The 15,538-nt window shown below is 62.8% G+C and carries 11 protein-coding genes; 3 read left to right on the top strand and 8 right to left on the bottom strand.

What is annotated here, in order from left to right; all coding sequences use genetic code 11:
* Window positions 1-250 precede the first annotated feature (250 nt).
* Both E2K99_RS09645 and E2K99_RS09640 read right to left on the bottom strand, forming a co-directional pair.
* A complete protein-coding gene (locus tag E2K99_RS09645; protein ID WP_006463535.1) occupies window positions 251-589 on the bottom strand; it encodes a P-II family nitrogen regulator in 339 nt (112 codons plus the stop codon).
* Between the two features lie 181 nt (window positions 590-770).
* Complete coding sequence (locus E2K99_RS09640) at window positions 771-2,828, bottom strand: NAD(+) synthase (RefSeq protein WP_134222075.1); 2,058 nt, start codon at window positions 2,826-2,828, stop codon at window positions 771-773.
* 120 nt (window positions 2,829-2,948) lie between these two features.
* Between E2K99_RS09640 and E2K99_RS09635 the strand changes: the two genes are divergently transcribed.
* On the top strand, window positions 2,949-4,103 hold the full coding sequence (locus E2K99_RS09635) for a GNAT family N-acetyltransferase (RefSeq protein WP_205703768.1): 1,155 nt from the start codon (window positions 2,949-2,951) through the stop codon (window positions 4,101-4,103).
* Window positions 4,104-4,206: 103 nt separating this feature from the next.
* On the opposite strand, the gene E2K99_RS09630 is transcribed toward E2K99_RS09635, so the two are convergent.
* On the bottom strand, window positions 4,207-5,241 hold the full coding sequence (locus tag E2K99_RS09630) for an extracellular solute-binding protein (protein WP_134222073.1): 1,035 nt from the start codon (window positions 5,239-5,241) through the stop codon (window positions 4,207-4,209).
* Window positions 5,242-5,537: 296 nt separating this feature from the next.
* Window positions 5,538-6,995, bottom strand: a complete 1,458-nt coding sequence (locus E2K99_RS09625) for a Ppx/GppA phosphatase family protein (RefSeq protein WP_134222072.1) — start codon at window positions 6,993-6,995, stop codon at window positions 5,538-5,540.
* Window positions 6,996-7,197: 202 nt separating this feature from the next.
* Between E2K99_RS09625 and E2K99_RS09620 the strand changes: the two genes are divergently transcribed.
* On the top strand, window positions 7,198-7,962 hold the full coding sequence (locus E2K99_RS09620; RefSeq protein WP_134222071.1) for an SAM-dependent methyltransferase: 765 nt from the start codon (window positions 7,198-7,200) through the stop codon (window positions 7,960-7,962).
* 67 nt (window positions 7,963-8,029) lie between these two features.
* On the opposite strand, the gene E2K99_RS09615 is transcribed toward E2K99_RS09620, so the two are convergent.
* The 4 genes from E2K99_RS09615 to rluC form a co-directional block, all read right to left on the bottom strand.
* Window positions 8,030-9,088, bottom strand: a complete 1,059-nt coding sequence (locus tag E2K99_RS09615) for a S49 family peptidase (protein WP_034332211.1) — start codon at window positions 9,086-9,088, stop codon at window positions 8,030-8,032.
* Between the two features lie 51 nt (window positions 9,089-9,139).
* The gene (locus tag E2K99_RS09610) at window positions 9,140-9,514 is read right to left on the bottom strand and encodes a Rieske (2Fe-2S) protein (protein WP_134222070.1); all 375 of its coding nucleotides are present in this window, start codon (window positions 9,512-9,514) and stop codon (window positions 9,140-9,142) included.
* A gap of 11 nt (window positions 9,515-9,525) precedes the next feature.
* Window positions 9,526-10,185 carry an HAD-IIIA family hydrolase gene (locus E2K99_RS09605; RefSeq protein WP_034331648.1) on the bottom strand — a complete coding sequence of 220 codons (660 nt, stop codon included), beginning with the start codon at window positions 10,183-10,185 and terminating at the stop codon, window positions 9,526-9,528.
* Window positions 10,186-10,310: 125 nt separating this feature from the next.
* Entirely contained in the window at window positions 10,311-11,378 is a 1,068-nt protein-coding gene (rluC, locus tag E2K99_RS09600; RefSeq protein ID WP_088754288.1) for a 23S rRNA pseudouridine(955/2504/2580) synthase RluC, read from the bottom strand.
* Window positions 11,379-12,188: 810 nt separating this feature from the next.
* On the opposite strand from rluC, the gene E2K99_RS09595 reads away from it, so the two are divergent.
* A complete protein-coding gene (locus E2K99_RS09595; protein WP_134222069.1) occupies window positions 12,189-15,428 on the top strand; it encodes an Rne/Rng family ribonuclease in 3,240 nt (1,079 codons plus the stop codon).
* Window positions 15,429-15,538: the final 110 nt, after the last annotated feature.

The raw sequence follows: 15,538 nt of genomic DNA, 5'->3' as shown, positions 1-15,538 counted from the left end.
GGGTTATGGTTGAAATCCCGCCGCGATCATGGCCGCAGCGGACGTTCACCCCTCAAGATGGCAAATCGCATGCCAGCCTGCAAACCCGCTCTGCAAGGGGATCTTGCGCCAGCGCCATTGTCACGCTGTGTCAATCTGGCGCAGCCTGGGACAGCGTGCCGCAATAACCTGCCACACCCTCAGCGCTTTTCTGCAGACGTAAAAAAACCGGCCAGTGGCCGGTCTTTCGCAATGCGCGAAGATCTGTGGATCAGACGGCATCCGGGCCGGTTTCGCCGGTACGGATACGGATCACCTGCTCCACTTCCTGCACGAAGATCTTGCCGTCGCCGATCTTGCCGGTGCGGGCGGCCTTGATGATGGCGTCCACGGCCTGCTCGACCACCTTGTCGTCCACCACGACCTCGATCTTGACCTTGGGCAGGAAGTCGACCACGTATTCGGCACCGCGATAGAGTTCGGTGTGGCCCTTCTGGCGTCCGAAGCCCTTCACTTCGGTGACCGTCAGGCCCGTGACGCCGACTTCGGCGAGGGATTCACGCACCTCGTCCAGCTTGAACGGTTTGATGATGGCGGTCACTTGTTTCATGGCAATTCCTCTCTTGGTATGTCGTAAAGAAACGATCTCAACGATCTATTGAATAGCGAATACAACCTTTGTTCTTATTTTACTGGCAAGACCGTGGCGCCCTGCCCACTTGCACATTGTCAATCAGGCGTGCCCGGCTTTCAACCTTCTTGAACCAGCCGGGCCATAAAAAGCCGTTTTTTCAGGCTTCCAGATCGGGAATGCGCTCCAGATCCTGCAACCAGACCGTAGCCTCGCCATCGCTGGGTGCACGCCAATCACCACGCGGCGAGAGCGAGCCGCCCGAACCGACCTTGGGGGCATTGGGCACGCAGGAGCGCTTGAACTGGCTGGTCTTGAAGAAGCGATAGACGAAGATGCCCAGGTTTTTCTTGATCTGCGGCAAGCTGTACTGGTTGCGCGCCCCATGCAGCCCATCCGGCCAATGGCCGATGCTGCGGTCTTGCCAGGCGCTGTGCGCCAGGAAAGCCACCTTGGCCGGCGTGAAGCCATAGCGCAGGATGTAATAGAGATTGAAATCCTGCAGCTCGTAGGGACCGATGAAATCCTGCGTGCGCTGGCCCGGTTCGCCGTCGGAGGCGCCCGGCACCAGTTCCGGACTGATTTCGGTTTCGAGGATGTGGATCAGCACTTCCGGCTGCTTCAGTTCCAGCGAACCGGATTCCGCCACCCAGCGCACCAGGTGGGTGATGAGGGTCTTGGGTACGCTGGCGTTGACGTTGTAATGCGACATGTGGTCGCCCACGCCGTAGGTGCACCAGCCCAGCGCCAGTTCGGACAGGTCGCCGGTCCCGATGACGATGGCACCGTGATGATTGGCCAGGCGGAACAGGTGATTGGTGCGCTCGCCGGCCTGCACGTTCTCGAAGGTGATGTCATAGACCGGCTCGCCGCGTGAATACGGGTGATCCAGGTCCTTCAGCATGTGTTCGCAGCTGGGGCGGATATCGATCTCCTGCGCCGAACACCCCACTTGCGCCATCAGCTGATGCGCCTGCACCAGCGTGCGGCTGCTGGTGGCGAAGCCCGGCATGGTATAGGCCAGGATGTTGGCGCGCGGCAGGCCCAGCTTGTCCATGGCCTTGGCGCAGACCAGCAGCGCATGGGTCGAATCGAGGCCGCCGGAGACACCGATGACGACCTTCTTGATGTTGGAGGACGACAGGCGCTGCACCAGTGCCTGCACCTGGATGTTATAGACCTCGCGGCAGCGCAGTTCGCGCTGTTCGGCGTTGGCCGGCACATAGGGGAAGCGCGCGACCCGGCGCTGCAGCGGCAAATCCTGGTCCAGCGGCACCTGCACGTCGAAGCGCACCACTTCAAAGCGGCGCACTTCCTCCGCATGGCGGCGCACGGACTGCCCAAACGTGGTCTGGTGGAAGCGCTCGCGCGAGAGGCGTTCCAGGTCGATGTCGGCATAGATCACGTGACCGCCTTCGGCGAAGCGCTCGGACTCGGCCAGCAGTTCACCGTTCTCGCAGATCAGGGCCTGGCCATCCCAGGCCAGGTCGGTGGTGGACTCGCCATTGCCCGCCGACGAATACAGATAGGCCGCCAGGCAGCGCGCCGATTGCTGCGACACCAGCTGATGGCGGTAACCCGACTTGCCGACCACGATGTTGGAGGCCGACAGGTTCACCAGCACGGTGGCACCGGCCAACGCGGCGAAGGAGGACGGCGGGATCGGCACCCATACGTCTTCGCAGATCTCGATATGGAACCGGAAGTCGGGGATATTGCCGATCTCGAACAGCAGATGGCTGCCGAAGTCCACGTCCTGGCCCAGCAGGCGGGTGCGGCGGGTGACGGCGCAATCGGCGCTGCTGAACTGGCGCGCTTCGTAGAATTCGCTGTAGTTGGGCAGGTAGCTCTTGGGCACCACGCCGAGGATGCGGCCGGCATGCACGACCACCGCGCAGTTGTAGAGCTGGTGATCGACCTTCAGCGGCAGGCCGACGATGAGGGCCGGGGCGATGCGAAGGGAAGCTTGCAGCACCGATTGCAATGCCTGCAGGGAAGCCTCCAGCAAGGCGCGTTGCTGGAACAGGTCTTCGCAGCTGTAGGCCGACAGGCCCAGTTCGGGGAAGGACACCAGGGCCGCGCCACGGGCGGCGGCCTGTTCGGCCAGGGCGATGGTGCGCTCGGCGTTGAAGCCGGGATCGGCCACCTTGCAGTCCGGCACCGCTACGGCGACGCGGGCGAAACCGTGGTTGTAGAGATTGAAGAAGGGGCTAGGCATAGCGTGTGTTGGACTCCGTGCTCTTCGCCATGGCGGCGACGCGTTCTGTTCATTTTGCGTAGAATGCCTGTTCCAGCGGGGCCGAGGGCCGCGCCAACTTTCGCAGGTCACTCGCAGTCCATGGATTATCGCACGCGAATCGTTTCTTCTCTGGCCGAGATCGGCCCGGCCCGCTGGGATGCGCTGGTGGCCGCCCAGCCCGAGGGCAATCCCTTCCTTTCTTATGCCTTCCTGCACGCGCTCCATGAGAGCGGCAGCGCCAGTCCCGAGTCCGGCTGGGAGCCGCATTACCTGACGCTGTGGCAGGGCGAGGGCCAGCAGGAGCAACTGGTGGCCGCCCTGCCCCTGTACCGCAAGTTTCACTCGTATGGCGAATACGTCTTCGACTGGGCCTGGGCCGAGGCTTACCAGCGGCATGGCGTGGAGTACTACCCCAAGCTGCTCTCGGCCATCCCCTTTACGCCGGTGCGCGGTGCGCGCCTGATGGCTGTCGATGAGACCGCACGCGGCGCTCTGGTGGCCGCGCTACGGGCGCTGCAGGAGCGAAATGAAGTTTCCTCCACGCACATCCTCTATCCCCCGCCGGAACAGGCGCAGCAGCTGGCTGACGCGGGATACCTGCTGCGCAGCGGGGTGCAGTTCCATTGGCACAATGAAGGGTATGGCAATTTTTCGGAATTCGTCGATACGCTGGACCGCAAGAAGCGCAAGAACATCCTGGCCGAACGGCGCAAGGTAGCCGAGCAAGGGGTGCGTTTCGTCTGGCTGCGCGGGGCCGAGATCACGGAGGCGCACTGGCGTTTCTTCAACCGCTGCTATCGGCACACCTATGCAGCGCACTACTCCACGCCTTACCTGAATCTGGATTTCTTCCGCCGCGTCGGTGAAACCATGCCGCAGCACCTGCTGCTGACGGTGGCGCTGCGGGGGGAGGAGCCGATCGCATCATCCCTGACGGTGTATGACGCCGACACGCTCTACGGCCGCTACTGGGGCGCGCTGGAACACGTGCCCTGCCTGCATTTCGAGACGGCGTATTACCAGCCGCTGGAATTCTGCATCGCCGAGAAGATCACCTGGTTCGAAGGCGGTGCCCAGGGCGAGCACAAGATGGCGCGCGGCTTCCTGCCGCAGAAGACCTGGTCGGCGCACTGGCTGGCGCATCCGGGGTTCTACGATGCGGTGGAACATTTCCTGTCGCGTGAAAGCAATGGCATCGATGGCTATATCTCGGAGCTGAATGAGCACAATCCTTTCCGGGATCCGCCGCGCTGATTCGCCCTCCTCTCGCAGACATAAAAAAAAACCGGCCCGCACATCGCACGGACCGGCCTCATCAAAAAAATATAAACGATTTAAATCGTTTAAATATTTTTAATTATTTATAGCCAACGCGATCCAGCATCTGCAACACCTTCTGCTGGTTGGCACCGACCGCACCCACATTGATGACTTCGGCCTTGAACGGGCCCATCTTCACCAGTGCCGGGTTTTCGGTCTTTACGCTCTTGACGGCCGGCCACTCATTGTTGCCTTCAGCAAAATAACGCTGCGCCGAATCGCTGGCCAAGTACTCCAGGAACTGCACGGCTTCAGCCTTGTGCGGCGCGTTCTTGGCCACACCGCCCCCGGCGATGTTGACGTGCGCACCGTAGCTCTTCTGGTTGGGCCAGACGATGCCAACCTTTTCCATCAGTGCCACGTCTTCCGGCTTGGTGGAACGCAGCAGGCGCGCCACGTAATAAGAATTGGAAATGGCCACGCCGCACTCACCCGAACCGACCGCCTTGATCTGGTCAGTATCGCCACCGACCGGCTGGCGCGCCTGGTTGGCGACCATGCCCTTCAGAATGGCTTCAGTCTTGGCCGCGCCGTCATGTTCCAGCAATGCGCCGAACAGCGACACGTTGTAGGGATGCGAACCACTGCGGGTACACAGCTTGCCCTTGTTCTTCGGGTCACCCAGGGCTTCGTAGGTATCCACGTCTTCCGGCTTGACGCTGGCCTTGTTGTAGACGATCACGCGGGCACGGGTGGAGAAACCGAACCACTGCGTCCCCTCGCTGCCTTCCTTGCTGTGCAGGTTGGCGGGGATGCGCTCATCGAGCAGCTTGGACTTGACCGGCTGGAACAGCCCTTCGCTCTGCGCCTTCCACAGGCGGGCCGCATCCACCAGCAGGATCACGTCGGCCGGGCTGGAAGCGCCTTCACTCTTCAAGCGCGCGAGAATGCCTGCATCGTCACCGTCGACACGGTTGATCTTGATGCCGGTGGCCTTGGTGAAGTCGGCGTAAAGGGATTCGTCAGTCTGGTAGTGCCGCGCCGAGTAGAGATTGATGACCTTCTCCTGCGCGAAGCTGGAAGCAGCAATGGCAGCCAGCACGGCGCCGACAGCGAGTTGACGGTGGAACATGGACCATCCTTTTCAAAAAGAGTAAACGACCGCCGTCGAGAGAACGGCGTTTTCTTTTGGCGCGGAAGGCGGTCCTGGAATATGGGACTTGGCTGTCGCAGTGGGCGATCTCGGGATCACCTCGTTGTGGGCGCATGGCGCTAACGCCATGGCAGTGCGGTTCATAGACCGCTGGCGACTATATCACAAACAAGAAGCATTATCATCTGCGCGCATGCACATCGCACAGGCCGCAATGAAAAACGCCCTTGCCGGCAGCCGCTCGGCAAGGGCGTCTCAGGGACGAAATGAAGAAATCAGATGAGCTTGACCGCAAAGTCCACACCGATGCCGGCCCACCATTCCTGCTCCTTCTGGAACCAGAAGGAAATGCTCGGATGCTCCTTGATGTAATCGCGGCGGATCTCCAGGTCGATGCGGCTCTTGAGCTTCACCCTCACCTTCTCCAGGTCCAGCGTGATGTGCGCGTGGCGGAACATCACCGCCAGCCGCAAGGCCAACACTGCCTTGGCGAAATCGACATCGGCCAGCATCTCGCTGATCTTCTTCAGGTTGCCCTTCTGCCCGAGGATGAGCGTGCTCATCAGCCGCTGCTCGCGCGTGGTGAAACCGGGCAAGTCGGCATTGGCGATCATGTAGGCCGAATGCTTGTGATACCCGGTCGGCGAGACCACCAGGCCGGTCTCGTGCAGCAGTGCGCTCCAGTAGAGATAGCGCACATACGAATCAGTGGCCGGTTTCAAACTCTCGAAAAAGCCCAGCGCCGTATCGGCCACGCCATGGGCGCGTGCCGCATCGACATGGAAGCGGCGGGCGAATTCTTCCACCGAACGGTCACGGCGATCGGCCTTGGTGGCGCGCAATTGCAGGTCCCACATCACGCCCATGCGCAGACCGGCTTCCACCGGCGTGATGACCTCGATGCCGAATTCCTGCATGAAACCGATCAGTACCGCGAGCCCGCCCATGATGACGCCGGCGCGGTCCGGCTTCATGCCGTCCAGCGAAATCTGGCTGACGTGACCGAAATCGATCAGGCACTGCATCAGGTCGGCCAGGCTGGGCAGCGTGATGCGACCATCACCCATGTTGTTGCGGCGGATGGTATCGGCGATGGCACGCATGGTGCCCGACGATCCATAGACATTGACGCTGGCCGCATCGAAGCTGAACAGGTGCACCGCATCTTCCACATGCGAACGCGCAGAGATGATGGCGCGCTCGAAGGCCGCTGCCGTGATCGCCCCATCGGGGAAGAAGGCCAGGCTCTGGTTGACGGTACCGATGCCGAAGGATTCGACGTGGCGGATATGCTCACCCAGGCCACGGATGACTTCGGTGGAACCGCCGCCGATGTCGATGACCATGCGTTCTTCGCCCGCATCAGCGAGTACGCCGGCCACCCCCATGTAGATCAGGCGCCCTTCTTCCTCGCCGGAAATGATCTCGACCGGATAACCGATGGCGCGCTCCAGTTCCGGCAACAACTCGGCGGCATTCCTGGCCACGCGCAAGGTATTGGTGGCCACCACCCGCACGGCGGTCAGCGGATAGTCGCGCAGGACGGAGCGAAAACGGGTCAGCGAATCGATGGCGCTCTGACAGGCCTGCGGCGTGAGGTTGCCGCTCTTGTCGATGCCCGCCGCCAGGCGGATGGGGTCACGCGCGCTCTTGATGACGCGTATGCTGTCGTCCTCGTACTTGCCGATGTGCAAGCGAAAACTGTTGGAACCGAGATCTACCGCAGCAAACATGCATTTCCTTTCGCGACGGCTCCGGGCGAATCCGCCCGAAACAATTGCTAAATAATTTAAACCGCATCCTGTCTCCATGACGACAAGATAATGGGCGCGCATTACACTTTGATGACAGCTTGCACCCTGTAGAATGGCGGCTCAGCGACGTCGTGCTGCGTTGCACATATTATTTTATACAATTTATCCCATTTTCCCTTCCATGCCCGGCATTCTTTACCTGGTTCCCAACACGCTGGGAACGACCGAGCTTCCCGCCGACACTGACGCATTGCATCCGCTGGAGTCCATCATCCCGCGCCAGGTGCAGGCCATCGCGGCGCGCCTGGATTATTTCGTGGCCGAGAACGCCAAGACCACACGTGCCTTCCTCAAGCTCCTGGGCAGCAGCACCGCACTGGCCAAGCCCATCCAGGAAATCCAGATCAGCGAACTGAACGTCAACACGCCTCCCGCCGCCCTGCCCGCCTTGCTGGCACCGCTGCTGGAAGGCCGCGACGGTGGACTGATCTCGGAAGCCGGTGTGCCGGCCGTGGCCGACCCCGGTGCCAACCTGGTGCGCCTGGCGCATCAGCATGGCATCCAGGTGAGGCCGCTGGTCGGGCCCTCGTCCCTGCTGCTGGCGGTGATGGCCAGCGGACTGAACGGCCAGAGCTTCGCCTTCAACGGCTACCTGCCCACCGACGCCGAGGCACGCAGCAAGCGCATCCGCCAGCTGGAAGACCGCTCCCGCAAGGAGAAGCAGACCCAGCTGCTGATCGAAACGCCCTATCGCAACGGTGCCATGCTGGAAGCGCTGGCGCAGTCCTGCCAGCCGGGCACGCTGATCTGCGTGGCGACCGATCTTTCGCTGCCCACCGAAACGGTACGCACGCAGACCGCCGCGCAATGGAAGGCGGCGCTGGCGGCCAATAAAGCGCCGGACCTCCACAAGAAGCCAACGGTGTTCCTGCTGCTGGCGGAATAAGCAGCGCAAAAAAACAAAGGCCGATTGCATCAGCAACCGGCCTTTTGCTTGGAAGCTGTGGATTCGCTCAGCGCAACTGCGACAACGGCGCTGACATCAAGGTCTTGGCAAAGCCCGCACCGAAGGCCACGCCGAACTTCTTGAGCACGCGTTCGGAGAGATTCTCGGTCTGGGTGTAGTCCACCACATCCTCGGCCTTGATCACGTCACGCGCCACGCTGTCGACCGTGCCATAGCCATCGGCCAGACCCAGTTCGACGGCCTTGGAGCCGGTCCACACCAGGCCCGAGAAGGTGTCCGGGGTTTCCTTCAGGCGCGTGCCACGACCCTGGCGCACCACTTCGATGAACTGCTGGTGGATTTCCTGCAGCATCGATTGCGCGTATTCACGCTGCTTGGGGCTCTGCGGGCTGAAGGGATCGAGGAAGCTCTTGTTCTCGCCCGCCGTCAGCAGGCGGCGCTCCACGCCCAGCTTGTCCATGAGGCCGGTGAAGCCGAAGCCATCCATCAGCACGCCCACCGAACCGATCAGGCTGGCCTTGTTGACGTAGATCTTGTCAGCCGCCACGGCGATGTAATAGCCGCCGGAAGCGCACATCTCTTCCACCACCACATAGATCGGCTTCTTGGGATAGGCCTTGCGCAGGCGGGTGATCTCGTCGTTGATCATGCCGGCCTGCACGGGGCTGCCGCCGGGGCTGTTGATCTTCAGGATCACGCCCACCGAGTCGCTGGCCGCAAAGGCTTTGTCGAGCGCCGGAATGACCACGCCGGCCGAGCCCTGCCCTTCGGATTCGATGGTGCCGCGAATCTCGACCAGGGCAGTATGGGTGCCCAGCGGCTCGCTCTCGATCTTGTTGTAGGTGAAGGCCATCCAGCCGCCCAGCACGATCACCACCAGGATGGCGATGCGGAAGAAGATGCCCCAGCGGCGGCGGGCGCGCTGTTCCTTGACGGCGAACAGGGCCAGCTTTTCCAGGACGTCGCGCTCCCAGCCGCTCTTCTTGTCCTCGCGCACGCTGGCGGGGATGGAAGAAGACGGTGCAGCAGGCGGCGGGGAGGCCGGTGAAGACGAGGAAGACTGAGGGGGGCGGTCTTGCGGGTTGTCAGATTCGTTGTTGCTCATAGGCTCACTCTGGGCAGCGCCATCGCGCTGCACTGGTTTTTTCCGCGAAGCTCATGCCTCGACGGGCTGGACGATGTCATCCGGACGCCAGAACACCTGGCCATCGCGTTCCACCGCCATGATCTTACGCAAATGCGCACCGGTACAAGGTCCGCCTGCGCATTTTCCGGTATCGGGCGCATAAACCGCGCCATGTGTTGCGCACATGAGATACAGGCCGCTGGATTCAAAGAATTCGCCCTCGGCCCAATCCAGTTCAATGGGCACGTGGGCGCAGCGATTCAGATAGCCATAGACCACGCCGCCATAGCGCACCACGAAGCCGGTGGTCTCATCCCCATGCACCTGCACCGGGAAGCGCTTGCCCAGACCGCCCTCCTGGAGGGCGGTTGAGGGGCAAATGAAGATTTCTTCAGGCGTCGTCATGGCAAGCCGCTTCAGGCGTGGTCATTGAGCCATTGATGCAGCTCGCGGATGGAGCGGGCTGAATAAAGAGGCGCCAGGGTCTGCAACTGCTGCGGCGGATGCGCGCCGAACTCCACCGCCACCCCCTTGGCTCCGGCGTTGATGGCCATCTGCAGGTCGTGGGTGGTGTCGCCAATCATGACGGTGCGGTGCATGTCCTGGCCCAGTTCGCGGGTCAATTCCTGCAACATGGCCGGATGCGGCTTGGAAAAGGTTTCATCGGCGCAGCGCGTGGCATCGAACTTGGAGAGCAGGCCGGTACTGTTCATGGCCCGGTTCAGCCCGACCCGGCTCTTGCCGGTGGCCACGGCCAGGAAATAGCCCTGCTGCGACAGGTCGGCCAGCATCTCGGGCACGCCCTCGAAAAGCGTGAGGTCCTTGTCCTGCCCGAGATAGTGATGGCGATAGCGCTCCACGATGCGCGGATAGTACTTCGGGTCCACATCCGGAATGGCGGCCTGCATCGCATCCTGCAAGCCCAGGCCGATCACGTAGGAGGCCGCGCTCTTGTCAGGAATGGGCAGCCCCAGGTCGCGCGCGGCCGCCTGGATGCAGCGCACGATGGTCGAGGTGCTGTCCATCAGGGTGCCGTCCCAGTCGAAGACGATCAGGTCGAATTGCTTTCTTGCCATGTGCTGAACTCTTTCCGCTGGCATGCTTCCGGCTCGGTTGCCATTGTGGCAATTGCCAGATGAGCATGCGTTTCTGTTAATGCCGGGCAGAAAGTATCACATCCCGGCCGTCTGCGTGCACCCCTTCACTCTTCGGTTCCGGCCAGCATGTTGTGAGGCAGCAGGTCGCCCTCGGCACCGCCTTCGAGGCTGCGCAGGAAACGCGCGCATTCCTCGGGCAGGCCGGCCTTGAGGGTGACGGTCTCGCCGCTTTCCGGATGGCGGAAACTGATGCGCCAGGCGTGCAGGAACATGCGCTTGAAGGCCACCCGATTGCCATCGGCCTTCTGCAGCGACTTGTTGAGGGTGAAATCGCCGTACTTGTCATCGCCCACGATGGGGAAACCGCTGGACGACAGGTGTACCCGGATCTGATGGGTACGGCCGGTCTTGAGTTCAGCTTCCAGCAGGGCAAATTCACCGAATCGGCGCAAGAGCGAAAAGATGGTGTGCGAAGGCTGGCCATCGGCCTGCACCCGCACGCGGCGCTCGCCGTCCGGGGTGCTGTACTTGAAGAGCGGCAACTTCACATGCTGGCGGGCATTCTTCCAGTCGCCCTGCACCAGCGTGAAATACCGCTTGTCGGTGGTGCCTTCGCGCATCTGGTCGTGCAGGTTGGTCAGGGCCGAACGCTTCTTGGCGATCAGCAGCACGCCCGAGGTATCGCGGTCGAGGCGGTGCACCAGTTCCAGGAACTTGGCCTGCGGACGCGCCGCGCGCAGCTGTTCGATCACGCCATAGCTCACGCCCGAGCCGCCGTGCACGGCGACGCCGGCCGGCTTGTCGATGACCAGCATGTGGCTGTCTTCCAGCAGGATGCGGAATTCCGCGCCGGGGACCACCTGCTCTTGTTTCTCGGCAACTCGTATTGGCGGCACGCGCACCACGTCGCCTTCGGCCAGGCGATAGGTCTGGTCGATGCGGCCCTTGTTGACGCGCACCTCGCCCGACCGCAGGACACGGTAAATATGGCTCTTGGGAACACCCTTGCAGATACGCAGCAGGAAATTGTCAATCCGCTGCCCGGCTTCTTCGTCGGAAATGGTCAGCAACTGCACCTGGGGAAGGTTCTGCGAGGCGGCTTCGCTCCGGGAGGCAGGCGCGGTTGCGGCGCTTTCAGAAGCCCCCCTAGAAAATCTCGCTAAGTCCTTCATTTTGAATATATAATCGTTCGACGCTGAACAAAAAATCAGCGTCAGTAGAATAAAAAGGAACATTCTACACAAGAGGAGACTTCGTCAGCCTCGCTCATTTGCAAAATAGACGGAGGGGGCCCCGAAAACCATGACGCGCGGCATCGCAGACGCAATAAAAGCGCTGCAACGGTTGACAATACAGCCGATCATGTCGCTTGCCTGGTCCACGTAAAGGCCTCGAAACGAGTACGCACCTTCCCTGCGCGATTCCAGTTTGCACCGCAGTTGCAATCGGACAGCGCGCCTGGAAGTGGAACAGAATTGTTTGGATCATCAGGATAAAAGTCTGGCAAGACTCGCATCCGGTGTTCCGGTTCAGGTCCGCAGCGCACAGCCCCCGGCAAAGCAGTATCTTGCAGCGCAACCGGCGGCAGGCTCATCCGCCCGCCCCTCTTGCAGCGCATTGCCCGGGCCAATGCCGCAGTCCTGGCCGAAGCATCGCGAAGCTTGCCGGTTGATGCAACAGAACCCGATCGCCGTCGCCAACCCATTACCATGTTACGTTTGGCTCCACAGACCAGCTTACCGTCCGCAGTTGCCTGCGCGACCGCCTATGGCGGAGCGCGCGGCGCGGATACGGTGCTGCCCGGCGTTCCCGTCTGCCGCATCCGCGCCCCCTTGTGCTGGAGCGCCCGCTAAGGCGCACTCACACAATCAAGGCAATTCCCTCCCCAATCACTTCGTTCTCGCGTACATCCCCTGTACTTTTGGCCCGCTACCACATACGGACGGGCCATTTGAAGGATCTTCGGATCCCGGAGTGAAAACATGAAACGTATGTTGTTCAACGCCACGCAGCAGGAAGAACTGCGCGTAGCGATCGTTGACGGTCAGAAACTGATCGACATCGACATCGAAACCACCGGACGCGAGCAGCGCAAGTCCAACATCTACAAGGGCGTCATCACCCGCATCGAGCCCTCGCTGGAAGCCTGCTTCGTCAACTACGGCGAAGAACGCCACGGCTTCCTGCCCTTCAAGGAAGTGGCCCGCACCTATTTCAAGGAAGGCATTGACGTCCGCAACGCCAGCATCAAGGAAGCGCTGCGCGAAGGCCAGGAAATCATCGTCCAGGTCGAGAAGGAAGAACGCGGCAACAAGGGCGCGGCCCTGACCTCGTTCATCTCCCTGGCCGGCCGCTACCTGGTGCTCATGCCCAACAACCCGCGCGGTGGCGGCGTGTCGCGCCGTGTCGAAGGCGAAGACCGCCAGGAACTGCGCGAAACCATGGACAAGCTGGACCTGCCCAACGGCATGTCCGTCATCGCCCGCACCGCCGGCATCGGCCGCAACGTCGATGAACTGCAGTGGGACCTGAACTACCTGATGCAACTCTGGCGCGCCATCGAAGGCGCCGGCCAGACCGGCTCGGGCGCCTTCCTGATCTACCAGGAATCGTCACTGGTCATCCGCGCCATCCGCGACTACTTCCAGCCCGACATCGGCGAAATCCTGATCGATACCGACGACATCCACGACCAGGCCCAGCAGTTCATGGCCCACGTGATGCCGGACATGGTCCACCGCGTCAAGCGCTACCGCGACGACGTGCCGCTGTTCTCGCGCTTCCAGATCGAACACCAGATCGAGACCGCCTACTCGCGTACGGTCCCGCTGCCTTCCGGCGGCGCCATCGTCATCGACCACACCGAAGCCCTGGTGTCGGTGGACGTGAACTCGGCGCGCGCCACCCGTGGCAGCGACATCGAGACCACCGCCTTCAACACCAACCTCGAAGCCGCCGATGAAGTGGCCCGCCAGTTGCGCCTGCGCGACCTGGGCGGCCTGATCGTGATCGACTTCATCGACATGGAGAACTCCAAGAACCAGCGCGAAGTGGAAGGCCGTCTGAAGGACGCCCTGCACCACGACCGCGCCCGCGTTCAGATGGGCAAGATCTCCCGCTTCGGCCTGATGGAACTGTCGCGCCAGCGCCTGCGTCCGTCGCTGTCCGAAGGCAGCCACGTGACCTGCCCGCGTTGCAACGGCACCGGCCACATCCGCGATACCGAATCCTCCGCCCTGCAGGTGCTGCGCATCATCCAGGAAGAGGCGATGAAGGAAAATTCAGCCGCGATCCACGTGCAAGCGCCGGTGGACGTAGCCGCCTTCCTGCTCAATGAAAAACGGGGCGAAATCCTGAAGATCGAGACGCGCCATCGCGTCACCGTCATCATGATCCCCAACAAGCACCTGGAAACCCCGCACTACAAGATGGAACGGATCAAGCACGACGATCCGCGCCTGGACGACGCCCAAGCCAGCTACACCATGGCCGAGCAAGCCGATACCGACATCGGCTACAGCAAGCGCCAGAAGGAAGAAGAACGTCCGCGCCAGGAAGCCGTGGTCAAGGGCATCACCCCCGACCAGCCGGCCCCCATCGTCGAACGCAAGGCCCCGGAACCGGTGGCTGCCCCCGTACCGCCGCCGACCCTGGCGCCGGAATCGGGTCTGCTGGGCAAGATCTTCGCCTTCTTCCGCAAGAAGCCGGTTGCTCCGGTGGAAGTGCCGGCCCCGGTCGAAGCCAAGGCGCCGGCCAAGCGCGAAGGTGATCGCAATGGCCGTGGCGGCGACCGCAACGGCCGCAACCGCAACCGTGGTGAACGCGGTGAGCGTGGCGATCGCGCCGAACGTGGCGAGCGCAATGCAGAGCAGCGTGCACCCCGTGGCCCGGCCGCCGTCGAACTGAAGACCGGCGACGCCGCTGAGGCCAAGCAGGCCCGTGCGCCGCGTGGTCCGCGCGAACCGAAGGAAGGCCGCGAACCGCGTGAAGGCCGTGAGGTGCGCGAGGGCCGTGAGCCGCGCGAAGCCCGCGAAGGCCAGGAACCGAAGGAAGCCCGCCGCAACGAACCGCGTGAAGCCCGTGAGCCCCGCGAACCGCGCGAAGGCCGCGAGCCGCGCGAGGGTCGTGAAGGCCGTGAACCGCGCCAGCCGCGTGAACCGCGCGCCCCGCGTAGTGAACGCAAGGACCCCAAGGCCGAGGAAGGCCTGCCGCTGGAAGCCGCTCTGGCTGCCGGTGCAGCCACCGCAGGCGTAGCGGTTGCTGCAGGTGCCGTGGCCCTGTCCAATGACGAGCAAGCCGCCAAGGTGGAAGCTGCTCAAGTCGAAGGTTCCGAAGGCGCAGATGGCGTCGAAGGTGCGGAAGCTGCCGAAGGCGGCACCGAGCCGCGTCGTCGTCGTCGCCGTGGTGGCCGCAACCGTCATCGTCGCGAACGTGATGAAAACGGCAACGTGATCGACAACGGCGAAGGTGAAGCCAACGAGCAATCCGAAGCCGGCGAAGGTGTCGAGACCGCCGTGGTGGCCAGCGCCGCTGCTGCCAGCGTGAACGTCGAGACCGTCGCTGCCGACACTTCGGTGGCTCCGGTGGAAGTGGCTCAAGCCGCTGTGGCGCAAGCTTCGTTCGCCGCCTCGCCGGTTCCGGAACAAGCCCCGGCTGAAGCTGCCGTGCACGTGGAAAGCGGCGTGAACTCGGTCGAAGCTGTGGCCGCTGCCGCTGCCGAAGCGACCCAGGCCGTGTTCTCGAACCAGCCGGCCATCGAACCGGCGGCCCCGTCGATCGACGCCAGCTTCGCCCCGACCCCGGCCTTCGAGCCGGTGCAGGCCCCCGTTGCTGCTCCGGCCGCATCGGAAGCCCCGGTCGAGGTGGTGCACGCTACTGCTGCAGCCCCGGCCGTGCCGCAACAGATCAGCCTGCTGGACGCCGTCGAAGCCAGCCCGGCACCGGTGGCTGTCGAACCGGCTCCGGTGGTGGCTGAAGCCGCACCGGCGCCCGCTGCTGCCCCCGCAGTCGCGGCCAGCACCGGCAACGCTGCCCGTTCGGAGTCGCTGGAGCAGATGCTGTCGCAAGCCGGCCTGACCTTGGCCACCACGGACCCGGTCAAGCTGCGCGCTGCCCAGGAAGCCGCTGCTGCCTTCGTCCCGGCACCGCACGTGCCGCGCGAGCGCAAGCCGCTGCCGCCGCAGTCGACCGAACCGCTGGTGCAGGTCGAAACCCGCCGTTAAGAAGGACTCCGGCCACCCTGCCGCAGGGTGGCCCGGACGCTGTGAATATCGGCAATGAACAAGGGAGCTTCGGCTCCCTTTTTCATGTCTATCGGTTTCCAAATGAAGGC

Origin of the sequence: Herbaspirillum huttiense (assembly GCF_004367745.1) — a bacterium.
Lineage (GTDB): Bacteria > Pseudomonadota > Gammaproteobacteria > Burkholderiales > Burkholderiaceae_D > Herbaspirillum > Herbaspirillum huttiense.
This window is presented reverse-complemented; position numbering and strand designations above follow the sequence as displayed.